Origin of the sequence: Rhizobium sp. WSM1274 (assembly GCF_025200775.1) — a bacterium.
In the GTDB taxonomy this organism is placed as follows: domain Bacteria; phylum Pseudomonadota; class Alphaproteobacteria; order Rhizobiales; family Rhizobiaceae; genus Rhizobium; species Rhizobium leguminosarum_I.
Genome location: NZ_CP104139.1, coordinates 183,026 through 199,116, shown reverse-complemented (window position 1 = coordinate 199,116; position 16,091 = coordinate 183,026). Strand labels below are relative to the sequence as shown.

Sequence of the window (16,091 nt, the reverse complement as noted above, 5' to 3'; positions counted from 1 at the left end):
GTTTATCGCATGCCGGCCCGGCGACCGCCGGCGAGCATGATGACGCTGATGATGATGAGGCCGGTCAAGATCAGGCGGATGCCCGCGCCGAATCCGTAAGTGTTGAGCATGGAGACGACCAGGAACATGAAGAGCGATGCGCCCCAGATCCCCGGCACATTGGAATCGCCGCCGGCAACCGCCGTGCCGCCGATCACCACGACGGCGATCGACATCAGCAGATATTCCGAGCCCATGTTGAGCGCTGCGCCGCCGGAGAAGCAGGCAAGCAGATAGCCGGCGACCGAGGCGAGCACGGCACAGAAGAGGTAGGTGACGAAACGCGTGCCGTCGACGGGTATGCCGGCCATGCGCGCGGCCGGCATGCTCTGGCCGATCGCCGAGATCCAGCGCCCGTAGATCGTTTTCTCGAGCAGGAACCAGGCAAGGAGCGAGATGAGGAATGCCACGATCGCCGCGTTCGGCATGCCGAGCGTGTTCGACGTCGTGAATTCCGCCAGCACGCTCGGAGGTTTGATGCGCAAGCCCCGGTTCGTCCAGATCGCCGCGGATTGGACGATGAAGCTCATGGACAGTGTGGCGATGATCGGCGGAATGCGCAGCGCCTTGATGAGCGCATAATTGCCGAGGCCGACAACAAGGCCGATGACAATGGCGACAAGAAGGCCCGGCAGGATCATGCCGTTTTCGACATTCATCAGCTTCAGTGCCACCGTGCCGGCAAGCGTCATGGTGGCGGGAACCGAGAGATCGATATTGCCGGGGCCGAGCGTGATCACGAACATCTGGCCAATGCCGACGATGACCGAAAAGGCGGCGAAGGTGAGGGCTGCTTGCGACAGACCGAGCGTGCTGGCGCCGAGTGTGACCATGATCGTCAGGAACCAGACGACAAAGGCGGCAAGCCAAGACCAGATCCAGGGTTTGCCGAAAAGGCGAAGGAGGGCGGTCATCGACGTTTCTCCCGCTTCTCCAGGCGATTCAGCATCAGCCGAAGTGCCAGCACGATGATCAGGATCGCGCCCTGAGCCCCGATCTGCCAGTCCGGCGAGATGCGCAGGAAGGACAGGAACGAGCCGGCGAGCGTCAGCGTCAGCGCGCCGATGACGGCGCCGATCGGGGAGACGCGGCCGCCGATGAACTCGCCACCGCCGAGGATCACGCCGGCGATCGACAGCAGCGTGTAGCGCAGCGCTATATTGGCATCGGCCGAGGTGGTCAGCCCGACGAGGGCGATGCCGGCAAGCACGGCAAAGAGGCCCGCAAGACCATAGGCGGCAGCGCGCGCGCCGACAATCGACCAGCCGGCGCGCTCGACCGAGCGTTGGTTGCCGCCGATGCCACGCATCAGCACGCCGAGCGACGATCGCATGACGAGAAGATGGGCGACCAAGGCGATGACGATGCTGGCAACGATCGCCATCGGCGCCAACGGCGGCTTGACGGTCATCAGCCAGCGCACCCAGTCCGGCGCCTGCCCGCCCGGTGCCGGTAGCAGCAGGACGGCAAGGCCACCCCAGACGAAGCTCATGCCGAGGGTCACGACGATGGACGGCAGGTTGCGTAGATAGATGACGACGCCGAGGCCCGCATAGGCTGCGATCGCGCCGGTAAGGATCAGGACGCCGCTCATCGGGGCATCCCGCAGAAAAGTCGCGGTGACGCAGGCGACGAAGCTGACGAAGGCGCCCATCGAGAGATCGAGATCGTTGACCGCCATCACGATCATCTGGGCGATCGTCGCAAGCGCGATCGGCACAGCCAGGTTGAACAGCAGGTTGAGGCCGACGTAGCTCATGGCGCGCGGCTGCAGCCAGAAGACGGCGGCGAGCAGCAGGGTCAGCGACAGGGCGGGAATGGCAAGACGCAGGGCGTCGGACGACAGCCGGAACGTCATGCGGCGACCCCTTCGAAGGAGGCGGCGATGATGTTCTTCTCGTTGACGGCATCACCGGCGAGTTCAGTGGTGATGCGGCCTTCGCGGAACACGTAGACGCGGTCGCAGAGGCGGACCTCGTCCATCTCGGTCGAGTACCAGATGAAGGTGCGGCCGCGCGCCGCTTCCTCGCGGATAATCGCGTAGACCTCCTGCTTGGTCCCGACGTCGACGCCGCGCATCGGATCGTCCATCAGCACGATTGGCGCGCGCGTCGCCAGCGCGCGAGCAAAGAGCACCTTTTGCTGGTTGCCGCCGGAAAGCGAGAGGATGCGGTTGCCCATATCGGGCGTGCGAATTTCGATCCGCCGCTTCCAGTCGGCGCCTTTCGTCTCCTCTTCATCCGCGAGGATAAGCCCGCGCCTGGAGAGGTCGCCAAGCGAGGCGATGGAGAAGTTGCGCAGGATGCTCCACAACTCGAAGACGCCGTTGAGGCGGCGGTCGCCGGCGACAAAGGTGACGAGCGGATCGCGCTCGGGCAGCCAGTTGCCGGACTGGGCGGTATGCAGGGCAAGCAGCAGCTCGGTCTGCCCATGGCCCGCCAGGCCCGCCAGTCCGATGATCTCGCCCTTGCGCGCCGCAAAGGAAAGGCCCTTCCCCTGATGGGACAGAATGAGCGGAGCGGTGGATTGTTCGCGCCCCGAGCGCTGCTTGGTCTCCTCCTTCGCGACGGTGCCCATCGCTTCCACGAGGCCGTGATGGTCAAAGCCTTGCGCCGGGCGCTCGGCGACGACGCGGCCGTCCTTCATGACGACGATGCGATCGGAGGTTTCGAGGATCTCGTGCAGGATATGCGAGATGAAGATGACGGACCCGCCCGTGGCGATGAAGCGGCGGACATGGTCAAGCATCTGCCGGGCAAGGCTTGCATCGAGCGACGAAGTGGGTTCGTCGAGGATCACCAGCCGCGGGGGAATGCCGGCGTCGGAAAAGGCCATTGATATCTCGACCATCTGCCGCTCGGCGATCGAAAGATCCCCCACGGCCCGGCTGCTGTCGATGCCGTGGCCGGGAAAGACGGCGTCGAGGCTCGTCTCGATGATATTTGCGGCGCGCCTCCGCCAGCCGAAGCCTCCAAGATGGCGATGCATGATGCGCGTGTTCTCGACGATCGAAAGGTTGGGGCAGAGCGAAAGCTCCTGGAATACGCAGCGCACGCCGCGCGCACGCGCAGCGTTGATGCCATAGCGCTCCAGCCGCTCGCCGTCGCTCGCCACACTTCCTTCGTGTGGCATGAGGCCGCCGTTGATGACGCTGACGATGGTCGACTTGCCGGCGCCATTGTGTCCGACAAGCCCGACGCATTCGCCCGGCATGACGCGGAGGGTCACGCCATCGAGCGCTCTGACCGCGCCGAAGCTCACCTTGGCGCCATCGACGGCGATCACCGCCTTCACAACGTCATCCATGCTGCCCGCCATGCCTGCTTGCAAAAAATGCCGCGCGGCATCTGTGGCCGCGCGGCAGTCGCCGGGAGATTTACTTTGCCGACTCGATGACCTTGATTGCGTCTGCCTGCGTGTATTCCACGTTGGCGACGCCGCCGGCCTGGGTATTGGCGAGGTTGGTTTCGAGATTGTCCTGGTCGATGCGCAGGAAGGGCACGACGAGGTCTTTCTTGACTTGCTTGCCATTCAGGATCTGCTGCGCCACCCAGAAGGCAAGCGTCGAGACACCGGGCGCGATCGACACGGACATGGTCTCGTAGCCCTTCGCGTCCTTCTGCTCCTTCCACCACTTCAGTTCGTCTTCGCGGTTGCCCATGATAATGATCGGCATCTTCCGGTCGGTCGCAGCAATCGCCTGTGCGGCGCCATAGCCGTCGCCGCCCTGCGTTACCACGCCGGCAAGGTCGGGCAGGCTCGGCAGGATGCCGGCAACAGCCTTCTGCGCCACGTCCTGCGCCCAGTCTCCGTGAACGGAGCCGACAATCTTGAACTGCGGGTACTGTTTGACGCCGTCGTGAATGCCGGCCGAGATCTCGTCATCGACGAAGACACCGGCAAGGCCGCGGATCTCGAGCAGGTTACCGCCTTCCGGCAGTTTCTTCGACAGGTACTCGACCTCGCTGCGGCCCATTTCCTTGAAGTTGACGGCGATGCGCCAGGCGCAGGGTTCGGTGACGATGCCGTCGAAGGACACGACGGTGATGCCGGCGTCGCAGGCCTCCTTGACCGCGCCGTTCAACGCCGTCGGCGAGGCGGCATTGAGCACGATGGCGTCATAGCCTTGCAGGATCATGTTCTGGATCTGCGCGGCCTGTTCCGTCGCCTGGTTCTCGGCGGTGGTGAAAGGGTCGGCTGCGGCAACGGTGCCGGCCTTTACGGCTTCGCCCGTCACCTTGCCCCAGCTCGTCAGCATGGCCTGGCGCCACGAATTGCCGGCATAGTTATTGGAAAGGGCGATTTTCTTGGCCGCGGTATCGGCAAAGGCGGAAACGGGCATCGCGGCGCAAGCAATAGCGGCCGATGCCAGAAGCATCTTACGGATTGTCATGTCTTCCTCCCTGATGATCGCGCTGGTCGGCGGATCGATTCACTCCTGCCGGCCCAATTGGGTCCGAGTGAAAATTGTTCTTGCACTGAGCTTCCTCCTCTCAGTAAGGGCAGGATGCGGGAGATCGATCGGCCTGTACAGGGGCAAGGCGGCAATCCGTTTGCGGGATTTGCGCAACAAGCTGCGGGTTTACGCAAGACGGAGGCGCTCCCGCAGGCGCTTACTGGGAAGGGGGCGCTGCAGGTTGAGGAGCCTGCTGCCGTCACGGGGAGGAACTGACGATGCTGCATCTCGTACCGGCAGCCATGTTCGACCATTATCTCGGCATTTCCCGGCTGCTCGCGGGTCAGCTGGACTTCCGCTCGGCTATCCGTTCCGTCGCGGCCGAGGTCGCCCATATCATCCCGCACGACCATCTCGATGTCTGCGTGCTGCTTGAGGGCGGCAACTATCACACGGCCTACGAGACGGGCATCGAGACCGCCTGGGGCGGGCTTGCCGGCGCGCCTGTTGTCAACAGCCCCATCCGCTCGCTGCTCTGGGGCGAGGTGGATTTTCTGCTGGCGGACGACGCCATGACCGACCCGCGTTTTCACTTCGAGGGCGCCTTCAAGCGGCCGATCGTCGAACAGTCGCTGAGGAGCCGTTTGCATGTCCCAATGAAGGTGCAGGGCACAATCATCGCCGCACTTTCCTGTTCGTCGCACAGTTCGGGCGTCTATACGATGGAGGATATCGAACGCGCCCGCATCATCGCCGATTTGCTGACGCCCTATTTCTTCGCGCTGCAGGCGGCCGAGCAGGCACAACGCTCGGCCATTGTCGAGGCCGAGGCCCGCGCCCGCGAGGAGGGCTTGCGGCAAGGTGCGCTGAAATTGACCGAAGCCTTGGAGCAGGAACGCCAGCGGATCGGCATGGACCTGCACGACCAGACCCTCGCCGACCTGACGCGGCTCGCCCGCCGGATCGATCGGCTGTCGCGCAATGGTGAGGTGGCGCCCGAGGCGCTGGAGCCGATCTCCCGTTCGCTGCAGCATTGCATGCAGGATCTGCGGCAGATCATCGAACAGGCAAAACCCTCCGTGCTGCAGCTCTTCGGCCTGGCCCAGGCGATCGAGCATCATCTGGACCGATCGACCCGCGACAGCGGATCGGGCATCGAATGGGGCCTTGTCGACGAGACGCACGGCGCGCTGGAGCGACTGGAACCGACCGTCAGCGTTGCGCTATTCCGGATCGCCCAGGAGGCGATCAACAATGCGGTGCGCCATGCCGCGCCGCTCGCGGTCACGGTACGACTCGAGGCCGACGAGGAACGGCTGTCGATCGAAATCTCCGACGACGGAACCGGGCTTGCCAAGGCGCGGGGGCGGATCGGCGGCGGCATCGACAATATGAAGACCCGTGCGCGGCTGATTTCGGCGCGGTTCACGACCGGGCCCGGTCACAACAATCACGGGACTGCGGTGCGCGTCGTGCTACCGCTTGTCCCGCACGACCCGGCAATCGGGGCAAACTGAGGACAAGGGCATGATGAAGGTTCTGATCGTCGAGGATGACCCGCTGCACCGATCCTATCTGCACGAGGCGGTCAACGCAGCTCTGCCGGAATGCGATACGGTTATCGAAGCAGAAAACGGAACCGTCGGCGAGAAGCTCGCCCGCGACCACAAGTCGGCGCATATCGTCATGGACCTGCAGATGGCGAGCCGCAACGGCATCGAAGCGGCGCGCACCATCTGGAAGGAGCGGCCGGAGACTCGCATTCTGTTCTGGTCGAATTATTCGGACGAGGCCTATGTGCGCGGCGTTTCCCGCATCGTGCCGGACGGCGCCGCCTATGGCTATGTGCTGAAATCCGCCTCCGACGAGCGGCTGAAGCTTGCGCTGCGCTCGATCTTCATCGAGAGCCAGTGCGTCATCGATCGCGAGGTGCGGGGCCTGCAGCAGAAGAGCCTCGGCCAGACGAACGGCTTCACCGATTCCGAATACGAGATCCTCGTCGATATCGCTCTCGGCCTCACCGACCGGGCCATCGCCAAACGTCGTGGCCTGTCGCTGCGCAGCGTTCAGAACCGACTGCAGCAGCTCTACGACAAGCTCGACGTCTACCAGAGCGCCGGCGACGACCACGAGGACGGCCGCTTCAATCTCCGCGCCCGCGCCGTCACGGTCGCTTTCCTGCGCAAACTCCTGAATTACAGCGCTCTGGAGCGGGCTGAGGCAGAGCTGCAGGAGTGGCTTGAGGGAAAGTAGCTCTGGACTTGGGTGGAATGGCTGGGGACCAGAGACTTGGGCTGCGGCCCCTGCTTTTCACGGCGTATGAGCCAGCGCGATCGCATCGGCGGCTTCCTGATAGCGATGGCTGAGCGTGCTGGTCGCCACTCGAATATGACTGCTTGGCAAGACGGAGAATTTGCTGCCCGGGTTGACGGCGATATTGCGCGCAGCAAGCGTCACCATCGCGAATGGTTCGGAGACGACGGGCACCCAGAGGCACAGGCCCTGGCCCGCCGGTATCGGTATTCCCCGTTCGCTGAGCGCATCGGCAAGGGCGTCCCGCCTCTGCTGATAGATTTCGCGCGCCTCGCCGATAAGCTGCCAAGTTGCCGGATCGCGTAGCAGCCAGGCGGCGGCACCTTGCAGGATACGGCTGGTCCAGCCGGCGCTGAAGGAACGGTAAGACTGGATCTGGTCGACGATCGGCGCGGAACTCGACAGAACCGCGAGACGCAGATCCGGGCCGAGGCTTTTCGAGAGCGAGAGGATATGGATCGTCCGCTCCGCAAATCGGCCACCGAGCGACTGCGGATTTGCCGCCGACACGTCGCCGACGCCGTCATCCTCGATGATAAGCGTATCGCTGTCTTCCAGCACATCTCCTAGCTGATCGAGGCGGGATGAACTGACCGCAACGCCGGTCACCGAGTGCAGCCGCGGCTGGAACAGGAAAGCCGCCGGACGTTGCCGCAATGCGTCGCGCAGCGAATCCGGCAGGGGGCCTTCGCCGTCGCAGGCGACAGGGATGATTTTCACGCCGAGATCTTCGAGAATATCGAGCAGTCGCATGGCTGTGGGATGTTCGATCGCGACCGACGAGCCCGGGGAGACCAGCGCATGCAATATCGTATAGACAGCGTTGTAACCGCCATTGGTGGCGAGAAAGGCTTCAGCCTCATAGGGCCATCGCTTGGAAATGGCATCCTTCAACTCAGGGACGATCCGGCTGCGCTCATAGCTGTTGAGATCATCGACGGACGCGCCATAGGCCATTGCGTCGGCGAGGCGCGGAAGAAGTGCTGCATCAGGCCCGGCTAAGGTAAGGTCGAGCACACCTGCCCTATAGTTTCCCGAGCTGGCGAGGCGTTCCGGCTTGGCGACAAAGCGGTCGCCGCTGACCCAGGTGCCGTTGCGCCCCCGGCCGCTGATGATCTTCTGCCGCCGCAATTCGCTCCAGGCTTCGGAGATCGTTGCCGGACTGACATGCAATTCGTAAGCGATATCGCGGATCGCCGGCAGGCGCGTCCCAATGGGCAGGACACCGGCACGGATCAGCGCACTGGTTTCAAGAGCAATCCCCCGGATGCTGCGGTCGGCTATTTTTTCGGCAAACCAGGAGGCTTCGACCGTGTCGTCCATTTTTCTCTCACTTTAAATGTTCAATAACGTAATAACATTTGTACTCTCTACTTTGAACATTTAATTTGCCCCTCGTCGAGCAATTTTGTGAGTTCCTCCATGCCTGTGACACTTCGCATCGCCCTGAGAGATTGGGACTACATGACACCGCTCGTGCTCGGTGACGTCAGTTCGTCCCGTCTCGATATCAAAGTGGATCGGGTGGGCACGCTGGTGTCCAGCCTCGCCGATGATGAGGCGCATGACGCCGCGGAAATGTCCTTCAGCCGCTATTCGCAGATGCGTCATGATGGCGATGATCGGGTTCTGGGCATGCCGAACTTCATCATGCGCGGCTTCCGTCATCGCTGCATCATCACCGCCAAGGGCAGTCCGCTCCGTACGCTGTCCGATCTGGCCGGCAAGAACATCGGCGTGACCGGCTGGCGCGATTCCGGAAATACCTGGACCCGCGCTGCGTTGCGCCGGGAAGGCGTCGGCGTCGAGGATGCGATGTGGTATGCCGGGCGCCTGACCGAGGCTCATCCGATCGTCGACCGTCTCGATGGTTTTGGACGGCCCGGCCGCATCGAGGCTGCTCCCGGCGAGCGCCCTATGGTCGACCTTTTGCTGGATGGCGGGCTCGATGCCGTGTTCACGCCTTTCATGCCGAAGGGTTTCTTCGACCAGGAGTCGCCGCTCCGTCAGCTGCTGGATGATTTCCGCGCCGCCGAAGTCGCTTACCTCAATGAGGTTGGTTATATCCCGGGCATGCATCTGATTGGCTTCAAGGCTGATATCGTCAAGGAGCATCCTTGGATCATGGATGAACTCAGCGAGTTGATCGACGAGTCACAGCGTCTGTGGCTGGAAAAGCGCGAGAAATATGCCGACACCACGCCCTGGATGATCGACGAACTGCGCCGCTGCGCGGCCGACCTGCCGCCAAGCTGGAACGTCAGCGGGCTTGCAGCGAACGAGGCAATGATCGCCGATTTTGCCGAGGAACTTTACGAACAGAAGATCATGCCGCGCCTTTTGACGCCCGCCGAGCTGTTTCCGTGGCACGCCAAGGCCCAGTGAACCATGCCCGGTGAAGCTCGTCAGGTCTCATCGTTGAATCACCATTTTCGTAAACCAAAAAAGGGGAATGACATGCATTCGAAACTGATCGCTTCCGCCGCCCTGCTGGGTCTGATGATGACGACGTCGGTCTTCGCTGAGGAAACCGCCGTACCAAAGCAGATCGTCAATGACGCGCTTCGGGCCCGCCTGCCGGAGAAGATCCGCACCGACGGCAAGATGATTTCCGTCAACAATGGTTCCTTTCCTCCCTATGAGATCGTCACCGGCACGAAATTGAGCGGTGCCAGCGCCGACCTGACTGATGCGATCGGCCAGATGCTCGGCGTCGAGATCGAGCATGAAACCGTCAGCGGACTGACCGCATTGCTCGCCGGCATCAATTCCGGCCGTTACCAGTTCGCCTTCGGTCCGATCGGTGACTTCAAGACCCGTGAGGAGGCTAATGATTTCGTCGATTGGGTTCAGGAGTTCGTGGTCTTCTCCGTTCAGAAAGGCAATCCGAAGGCCATCGGCTCGCTCGACAGCGCCTGCGGCAATCGCATTGCCGTTATGGCCGGCGGCTCGGCTGAAAAAGTGATCCAGGCCCAAGTCGAAAAGTGCAAGGCAGACGGCAAGCCTGCGCTCGAAGTGCAATCCTACACCGACCAGCCGAGCTCGATCCTGGCGGTCCGCTCCAAACGCGCCGACGCCTTCTTCTCCTCGCAGGCGCCGCTGACCTATTTCGTGTCTCAGGCAAACGGCCAGCTGGAACTGAGCGGCGTCGGCCAGAAGAATGGCTTCGACGATCTCTATCAGGGCGCCGTCGTGCCGAAAGGCTCGCCGCTCGGCCCCGTTCTGCTCGACTCGATCAAGGCGTTGATGGATAACGGCGCCTACGCCGCCATCATGAAAAAGTGGGGTCTTGAGAACAACATGATCAAGCAGCCCGGCCTCAATCTTGGTGGAGCCCTGCCGAAATGAACAATAACCGCACGACTGCCGCACCGCCGTCTGGCGGTGCGGACTTCCGGGATGTTGCCCACGCCCACAAGCCCTTTCAAACGGGCCGGCTCCTCCTGTGGGTGGTCGTGCTCCTGATTGCCGCAAACTTCCTGTGGATCGTCGCCCATAATGAGAATTTCGGCTGGCCTGTTGTCGCGGCCTATTTCTTCGATCCGACTGTCATCAGTGGCCTTTACGTCAGCCTGGGCCTGACGGTGGTTGCGATGGCCATCGGCATCGTGCTCGGCCTCGGGCTGGCAATCGCCCGGCTGTCGAATGACCGGCTCGCACGTTCGCTGGCATCGCTGTTCATCTGGTTTTTCCGCGGCACGCCGCTCCTGGTGCAGCTGATATTCTGGTACAATCTCTCGACCCTTTTCCCCGAACTTTCGATCGCCATTCCGTTCGGTCCGACGCTCGCAAGCTGGGAGACCAATTCGGTGATCACGCCGATGACAGCGGCAATCGTCGGCCTGGCCTTGAACGAAGCGGCCTACATGGCCGAGATCATTCGCGGCGGCCTGCTCTCGGTCGATCGCGGCCAGTTCGAGACGGCGGAAGCCTTCGGCATGACCAAGGCGAGGGCGCTGTGGCGGATCATCATTCCACAGGCGATGCGCTCGATCGTACCGCCGACCGGCAACCAGCTGATCAGCATGATCAAGGCAACGTCGCTCGTCAGCGTCATCGCCATGGCCGATCTGCTCTATTCCGTTCAGTCGATCTACAATCGCACCTTCGAGATCGTACCGATGCTGCTTGTCGCAGTCCTCTGGTACTTGCTTATCACCTCGATCCTCAATCTCGGCCAGAGCTATATCGAGGCCTATTACGGCCGCAGCGAACGGCGCAATAGTGTCGCTGCCGCAAAGCCCGAGGCCGTTGTCCAGGAGGCAAACCATTGATCGCCGCCGAGACCGCAAATCCTCTCGTCAGAGCCCGCAACGTCCACAAATCCTTCGACCAGCTCGAAGTGCTGAAGGGGATCGACCTTGACGTCATGCCGGGTGAAGTCGTCGTGGTGCTCGGCCCGTCCGGGTCGGGAAAGTCTACCTTCCTGCGCTGCATCAACCACCTCGAAGCGATCAATAAGGGGTTCATCGAAGTCGATGGCGAACAGATCGGTTATCGCCTCCGCAAGGACCGGCTGGAAAAGCTGTCGAGCAATGGGATCGCCCACCAGCGGCGCAAGATCGGCATGGTGTTCCAACAGTTCAACCTCTATCCGCATATGACGGTGCTGCAGAACATTATCGAGGCCCCGGTCGGCGTTCACGGAGAAAGCCGCAAGGCCGCGACCGAGAACGCCATGCGGCTTTTGGAACGGGTGGGGCTGTCGGAAAAGGCGGGCAGTTATCCCCGCCAGCTCTCGGGCGGTCAGCAGCAGCGCGTCGCCATCGCCCGTGCCTTGGCGATCAAGCCCAAGCTGATGCTGTTCGATGAGCCGACCTCGGCGCTCGACCCGGAACTCGTCGGCGAAGTTCTTTCCACCATGCGTGATCTGGCCAAGCAGGGCCTGACCATGATCGTCGTGACCCACGAGATCGGCTTCGCCCGCGAAGCGGCCGATCGTGTCGTGTTCATGGATGGCGGCAATGTCGTCGAAATGGGCAAGCCCGAGGATGTCATCGGCGATCCGCAACATCCCCGAACTCAGGCGTTTCTCGCCCGTTTTCTCTGACTGGTGTCAGCTTCTGCTTCGACCCCCGGGCCGGAGCAATGGTTCTTTTCGATCAAGACTGGATGTTTTCATGCCCACGCTCGACAATGCCTATGCCCGCCTCTCCGATTTCGAAGCCACGGAGGCGGAGCTGAGGGCGACCCGTCACTACCTGCATGCCCATCCGGAACTCTCTTTCGAAGAGGCGGAGACGGCGCGCTACGTCGCCGAAAAGCTGGAAGGCTGGGGTTATCAAGTGACCCGCAATGTCGGCGGACACGGCGTGGTCGCCCGGCTCAGCGCCGGCAAGGGCAGCAGGGGCATCGCCATCCGCGCCGACATGGATGCGCTGCCGATCGTCGAGGAAACCGGGCTACCCTATGCCAGCAGCACCCCCGGCAGGATGCATGCCTGCGGCCATGACGGCCACACGACCGTGCTGCTCGGCGCCGCCGAATATCTCGCCCGCACCCGTCGCTTCAGCGGCACGGTGACGCTGATCTTCCAGCCGGCGGAAGAGGCGGGCAAGAATAGCGGCGCCCAGGCGATGATCGCCGACGGATTGTTCGAGCGGTTTCCGTTCGACGCAATCTTTGGGCTCCACAACCACCCCGGCGCTCCCGAAGGCACCATCCTGCTGCGATCCGGCCCGATGATGGCGGCGTCGGATACCGTCGAGATGACTATCAGGGGCAAAGGCGGTCACGCGTCGCGGCCGCACCTGACCATCGATCCGGTGGTCGTAGCGTGCAGCTTGGTCGTCTCGCTGCAGACGATCATCTCGCGCAACCTCGATCCGACCCAGACGGCGGTCATCACCGTCGGCACGATCCATGCCGGCGATGCCGTCAACGTCATTCCGGAATATGCCAAGCTTGCATTGAGCGTGCGCTCCTTCGAGCCCCGCATTCGCGATCTCCTGCAGGAGCGCATCACCAAGCTCGCCCGCTCTGTGGCCGAGGGTCACGATGCTGTGATCGAGATCGACTACGATCGCGGCAATCCTGTGGTCGTCAACTCGCCTGCCGAGACGGATTTCGCCCGGATCGTGGCGGCGGAACTGGTCGGCGAAGACAAGGTCGCGACCTGCCCGCTCATCCCTGGCAGCGAGGATTTCGCCCACTTTCTCGAGCACAAGCCGGGAAGCTTCCTGCGTCTTGGCAATGGTACGAGTTCCGCCATCCTGCATAGCCCCAAATATGACTTCGCCGATGCCAGCCTGACGGTTGGCGCGGCAATGTGGGCAAGGCTTGCGGAACGCTACCTCCAGAACGACGCCTGAAGTCTCGCTCGCCATGCTTTACAGCGTCGCATTTGGAGCTTGCATTTTCTGCAACGCAAAAGGATTTTGTAGTCCCTTGAAGTGAGGATCTCTCGCCGCAATTCCAGGATGCGCAGGATGATTGCCGATTATAACGACGCCGGACTCGACCTGTCTTACGATCTCCAGTTTTACGCACTGATGGCGGAAAGCTTCGAACGAAGGCTGGGACGCCGTCTGGCGCCGGAAGGCGAGGGTGCTGAATGGCTTTACGACCAGTCGCCGGCAGTTGTCCTTGCCCACAACACCGATGCCGATCCGCGCTTCATCTACGCAAACCGCGCGGCCCAGGCTTGCTTCGAATATTCATGGGACGAGTTCATCACTTTGCCGTCGCGTCTGTCGGCGGAGGCGCCAGACCGTGCGGAACGCGACAGGTTGTTGAACGCCGTAACGATGAATGGCTTTATCGCCGACTATCGCGGAATTCGCATCGCCAAATCAGGGCGGCGTTTCTATATCGAGAAGGCCATCGTCTGGAATCTCGTCGACCGCAGCGGATGCCGTCGCGGTCAGGCTGCGACATTCGACTCCTGGCAAGACGTGCAGGCGGATTGAGCGTCGGCTGCCGAGACGCCGACCATGCGCCGCATATGTTTCCGCGGCTTTGCAAACCATGTGGTTTGCCACTCGGTTGCCAAAAAACCATGATTGCGTCACATAGATCGCATATCGACACTCGGCATTAAGAATTGGATCGACGCTGAATGCGCATAGCCCACGTTTTCCTTGGTGCATTTCTTGCAATTGCACAGTCCGCATATGCTGAAGTCGCATCACCGCCTGTTTTGGCGCCGCTGAAGCGACAGGCACAAGCCGCGGATTTGAGCGCACAATTTCTTTCGCGGTATAGCTACAAGCCCGTTCCACTTGACGACGCCCTGTCGGCCAGGATCATGGATGCGTTCATCAAGTCACTTGATCCGGACCGCATGCTATTCCTGCAGACTGATATCGACAGGTTCATGGCTGACCGCAGCGAGATCGACGATGCGATAGAACGGAAGGACTTGAAGATCCCATTTGGGATTTTCAACGCCTATGAACAGCGCGTTGTCGACCGCATGAACTACGCGCGCGGCCTGCTCAAGCAGGGCTTCGATTTCAGTGCGCAGGAAAATTATTCGGTGCTGCGCGATAAAGCGCCGTGGCCACAGTCGGAAGCCGAGAGCAATGAGCTCTGGCGCAAGCGTGTCAAGAACGACTGGTTGCGGCTGAAGCTGGGCGGCAAAACCGATGCGGCTATTCGCGAAACGCTCGACAAACGTTATGAAAACACGCTCGAGCGCGCTTACAAGTTTAAAAGCGACGACGTTTTCCAGTCGTTCATGGACGCCTATTCAAACTCGATCGATCCGCACACGGACTATTTCGGCGCGGCCGCTTCAGCCGACTTCAATGTCTCGATGAAGCTTTCGCTGTTTGGTATCGGTGCTGTACTGCAGGAACGCGACGACTACACGACGATCCGTGAACTCGTGCCTGGCGGGCCGGCGCAACTGTCCGGCAAGCTCGCGGTCGGAGACCGCATTACCGGCGTTGGTCAAGGCAAGGATGGGGCGATCAAAGAAGTGGTGGGCACGCGCCTTGATGAAGTCGTGCAGATGATACGAGGGAAAAAAGGCTCCGTCGTGCGGCTGGATATCCTGCCGGCAGATGCCGGAGCAGATGGCACGCATCGGGTCATCAGCCTGGTCCGCGATAAAATCAGTCTCGACAAGCAGGCCGCCAGGAAGACTGTGCTGTCCGTTAAGGCGGGCGACGCGACGCGTAAAATCGGGATCATCACTCTGCCGGTATTTTATGAGGACTTCGACGCCAAGGGCAAAGGGGACCAGGATTACAAAAGTGCAAGCCGCGATGTCGCCAAGCTTCTCGACGAACTGAAGCAAGAAAAGGTCGACAGCGTGCTCATCGACCTGCGTAACAATGGCGGCGGTTCATTGGACGAGGCGATTGATTTGACCGGTCTCTTCATCGGCAGTGGCCCGGTCGTTCAGCAACGTGGCAGCAACGGCAAGATCGAGGTCAAAAGCGCTGAGTTTGCAGCGCCTGTCTGGACAGGTCCGATGGGTGTCCTGATCAATCGCGGCTCGGCCTCGGCTTCGGAGATTTTTGCTGCGGCAATCCAGGATTATGGTCGCGGTGTGATCGTCGGCGAACCCAGTTTCGGGAAAGGCACCGTTCAAACCGTCATCGATCTTGACCAGATTGTTCGCAACAGCAAACCCGAGTTCGGGGAGCTGAAAGTGACAATTGCCCAGTTTTTCCGGGTCAACGGTGGTACGACGCAGTTGCACGGCGTGACGCCAGATATCAGCTTGCCAGGACTTTCCGATCCGACAAGTTTCGGCGAGACCAGCTATGACAATGCCCTGCCGTGGGCTGAGATCAAGCCCGCGAACTACACGCCCGCCGATACGATCACGACGTTGCTGCCGACATTGAAAAGCCGCCATGATGCGCGGGTTGAGAGCAATCCGGACTTCCAACGCCTGCTAAAAGACATTGCCGACCTCAAGGCGCAGCGCGAGAAAGGAATTGTTTCCCTCAATGAGGCCGAACGTCGCAAAGAAGCGGCTGCTCGCGAGAAACGGTTCAAGGATCGAGCGGAAGCAGGGGATGGCGAGGATCTTGGAGATGATGGCCTGGAGGCAGGCGAGCGCAGCCTGAGTGCTGATATTGCCATTGAAAATGCTCGCAAGAATGCAAAAGACGTCTTGCTGGACGAGACCGTCGCCATTCTTGCCGACGAGGCGGGTCTGCAGGAAGGCGTGCTAAGGGCAGCCACGAAAGAACCGGGAAACACGAACGGAAAATAATCACTCCCGACGGGTGTAGGTTCAGGTCCTGCGACAATAGAACGGGACACGAATGTGCAACGACAAGATCTTCACGCATGCTTGTCCAGAGGATGTGATTGTCGTTAGAGCCGTCAGTCCGCTTTTCCACCTCAACTGTAGGGGGGGAACGCCGTCCACTGGGGTTGCTGC

Annotated in this window: 14 protein-coding genes; 9 read left to right on the top strand and 5 right to left on the bottom strand. The window is 61.5% G+C overall.

Features of this window, described 5'->3' with window-relative positions:
* Nucleotides 1-2: 2 nt before the first annotated feature.
* From N2600_RS25170 to N2600_RS25155, 4 genes are all read right to left on the bottom strand, one after another.
* On the bottom strand, nt 3-953 hold the full coding sequence (locus N2600_RS25170) for an ABC transporter permease (protein WP_260299231.1): 951 nt from the start codon (nt 951-953) through the stop codon (nt 3-5).
* The gene (locus tag N2600_RS25165) at nt 950-1,897 is read right to left on the bottom strand and encodes an ABC transporter permease (protein WP_222281307.1); all 948 of its coding nucleotides are present in this window, start codon (nt 1,895-1,897) and stop codon (nt 950-952) included. The genes N2600_RS25170 and N2600_RS25165 overlap by 4 nt, the downstream gene beginning before the upstream one ends.
* Complete coding sequence (locus N2600_RS25160; RefSeq protein WP_260299230.1) at nt 1,894-3,345, bottom strand: sugar ABC transporter ATP-binding protein; 1,452 nt, start codon at nt 3,343-3,345, stop codon at nt 1,894-1,896. Before N2600_RS25160 ends, N2600_RS25165 begins: the two co-directional genes overlap by 4 nt.
* A gap of 70 nt (nt 3,346-3,415) precedes the next feature.
* Complete coding sequence (locus tag N2600_RS25155) at nt 3,416-4,432, bottom strand: ABC transporter substrate-binding protein (protein WP_260299229.1); 1,017 nt, start codon at nt 4,430-4,432, stop codon at nt 3,416-3,418.
* A gap of 281 nt (nt 4,433-4,713) precedes the next feature.
* Here N2600_RS25155 and N2600_RS25150 point away from each other — a divergent pair, with 281 nt between their 5' ends.
* Nucleotides 4,714-5,952, top strand: a complete 1,239-nt coding sequence (locus N2600_RS25150; protein WP_260299228.1) for a GAF domain-containing sensor histidine kinase — start codon at nt 4,714-4,716, stop codon at nt 5,950-5,952.
* A gap of 13 nt (nt 5,953-5,965) precedes the next feature.
* Nucleotides 5,966-6,688: a response regulator transcription factor gene (locus N2600_RS25145; protein WP_260111438.1), complete on the top strand. Its 723-nt coding sequence runs from the start codon at nt 5,966-5,968 to the stop codon at nt 6,686-6,688.
* A 57-nt stretch (nt 6,689-6,745) separates the two neighbouring features.
* Here the strand turns inward: N2600_RS25145 and N2600_RS25140 are convergent, their stop codons facing one another.
* Nucleotides 6,746-8,071, bottom strand: coding sequence for an aminotransferase-like domain-containing protein (locus N2600_RS25140; protein ID WP_260299227.1), 1,326 nt, complete (start codon nt 8,069-8,071; stop codon nt 6,746-6,748).
* A gap of 99 nt (nt 8,072-8,170) precedes the next feature.
* Between N2600_RS25140 and N2600_RS25135 the strand changes: the two genes are divergently transcribed.
* The 7 genes from N2600_RS25135 to N2600_RS25105 all read left to right on the top strand — a co-directional run bounded on the left by N2600_RS25135 (nt 8,171) and on the right by N2600_RS25105 (nt 15,920).
* A complete protein-coding gene (locus N2600_RS25135; protein WP_260299226.1) occupies nt 8,171-9,133 on the top strand; it encodes a nitrate ABC transporter substrate-binding protein in 963 nt (320 codons plus the stop codon).
* Between the two features lie 72 nt (nt 9,134-9,205).
* On the top strand, nt 9,206-10,096 hold the full coding sequence (locus N2600_RS25130) for an ABC transporter substrate-binding protein (protein ID WP_260299225.1): 891 nt from the start codon (nt 9,206-9,208) through the stop codon (nt 10,094-10,096).
* Complete coding sequence (locus N2600_RS25125; RefSeq protein ID WP_017967679.1) at nt 10,093-11,022, top strand: amino acid ABC transporter permease; 930 nt, start codon at nt 10,093-10,095, stop codon at nt 11,020-11,022. Before N2600_RS25130 ends, N2600_RS25125 begins: the two co-directional genes overlap by 4 nt.
* Nucleotides 11,019-11,798 (top strand): amino acid ABC transporter ATP-binding protein, encoded by a 780-nt coding sequence (locus tag N2600_RS25120; protein WP_260299224.1) that lies wholly within the window; start codon nt 11,019-11,021, stop codon nt 11,796-11,798. Before N2600_RS25125 ends, N2600_RS25120 begins: the two co-directional genes overlap by 4 nt.
* 70 nt (nt 11,799-11,868) lie before the next feature.
* Nucleotides 11,869-13,059 carry a M20 aminoacylase family protein gene (locus tag N2600_RS25115; RefSeq protein ID WP_260299223.1) on the top strand — a complete coding sequence of 397 codons (1,191 nt, stop codon included), beginning with the start codon at nt 11,869-11,871 and terminating at the stop codon, nt 13,057-13,059.
* Nucleotides 13,060-13,176: 117 nt separating this feature from the next.
* Nucleotides 13,177-13,656: an MEKHLA domain-containing protein gene (locus N2600_RS25110; RefSeq protein ID WP_260299222.1), complete on the top strand. Its 480-nt coding sequence runs from the start codon at nt 13,177-13,179 to the stop codon at nt 13,654-13,656.
* Nucleotides 13,657-13,805: 149 nt separating this feature from the next.
* Nucleotides 13,806-15,920 carry a carboxy terminal-processing peptidase gene (locus N2600_RS25105; RefSeq protein WP_260299221.1) on the top strand — a complete coding sequence of 705 codons (2,115 nt, stop codon included), beginning with the start codon at nt 13,806-13,808 and terminating at the stop codon, nt 15,918-15,920.
* The last annotated feature ends 171 nt before the right edge of the window (nt 15,921-16,091 follow it).

Bases quoted from the DNA above. Each gene is read 5' to 3' on its own strand.
- N2600_RS25125 (WP_017967679.1), top strand. From the start codon at position 10,093: ATGAACAATAACCGCACGACTGCCGCACCGCCGTCTGGCGGTGCGGAC.
- N2600_RS25130 (WP_260299225.1), top strand. From the start codon at position 9,206: ATGCATTCGAAACTGATCGCTTCCGCCGCCCTGCTGGGTCTGATGATG.
- N2600_RS25155 (WP_260299229.1), bottom strand. From the start codon at position 4,432: ATGACAATCCGTAAGATGCTTCTGGCATCGGCCGCTATTGCTTGCGCC.
- N2600_RS25170 (WP_260299231.1), bottom strand. From the start codon at position 953: ATGACCGCCCTCCTTCGCCTTTTCGGCAAACCCTGGATCTGGTCTTGG.
- N2600_RS25115 (WP_260299223.1), top strand. From the start codon at position 11,869: ATGCCCACGCTCGACAATGCCTATGCCCGCCTCTCCGATTTCGAAGCC.
- N2600_RS25135 (WP_260299226.1), top strand. From the start codon at position 8,171: ATGCCTGTGACACTTCGCATCGCCCTGAGAGATTGGGACTACATGACA.
- N2600_RS25105 (WP_260299221.1), top strand. From the start codon at position 13,806: ATGCGCATAGCCCACGTTTTCCTTGGTGCATTTCTTGCAATTGCACAG.
- N2600_RS25150 (WP_260299228.1), top strand. From the start codon at position 4,714: ATGCTGCATCTCGTACCGGCAGCCATGTTCGACCATTATCTCGGCATT.
- N2600_RS25140 (WP_260299227.1), bottom strand. From the start codon at position 8,071: ATGGACGACACGGTCGAAGCCTCCTGGTTTGCCGAAAAAATAGCCGAC.
- N2600_RS25145 (WP_260111438.1), top strand. From the start codon at position 5,966: ATGAAGGTTCTGATCGTCGAGGATGACCCGCTGCACCGATCCTATCTG.
- N2600_RS25110 (WP_260299222.1), top strand. From the start codon at position 13,177: ATGATTGCCGATTATAACGACGCCGGACTCGACCTGTCTTACGATCTC.
- N2600_RS25160 (WP_260299230.1), bottom strand. From the start codon at position 3,345: ATGGATGACGTTGTGAAGGCGGTGATCGCCGTCGATGGCGCCAAGGTG.
- N2600_RS25165 (WP_222281307.1), bottom strand. From the start codon at position 1,897: ATGACGTTCCGGCTGTCGTCCGACGCCCTGCGTCTTGCCATTCCCGCC.